This is a genomic window from Bartonella sp. AA2SXKL, assembly GCF_042197205.1.
GTDB lineage: Bacteria > Pseudomonadota > Alphaproteobacteria > Rhizobiales > Rhizobiaceae > Bartonella.
On the sequence record NZ_JBHIRN010000184.1, the window covers coordinates 309 to 658 of the forward strand.

Annotated in this window: 1 protein-coding gene; it reads right to left on the bottom strand. The window is 40.0% G+C overall.

Annotation, left to right across the window (positions count from 1 at the left end; genetic code table 11):
• On the bottom strand, positions 1-350 hold a 350-nt coding region (locus tag ACFINS_RS10575; RefSeq protein ID WP_375706246.1), incomplete at both ends, for a hypothetical protein.

A 350-nucleotide genomic window follows, 5' to 3' on the forward strand; every position in this document is an offset into this window, starting at 1 on the left:
GTTTGGTGCGCTCAATAAGAGGAGCACTTTCACTCCCTTTGCGGTGGATGATATAATAAACACGTGTGAGTGTGCTTTCCAAAAATAGCGGATGAGATTCAAAAAAATCACCATTATAGAGCTTAACAAAATATTCGCCAATTTTTTCGCGAACGTTGCTACTATATTGATCACGGGGTACATAGACAAGTATCGAAACAAAGCGTCCAAAAGAATCCGTATGAGCAAGCACGCGCAAACGTGGACGTTCATCTAATTGCATGATGAGTTTGGCATTTTCTGTCAATGTGTCAATGTCAGAGCGAAATATTTCATCTCTTGGATAGGTTTCTAAAACACTGATGAGTGCT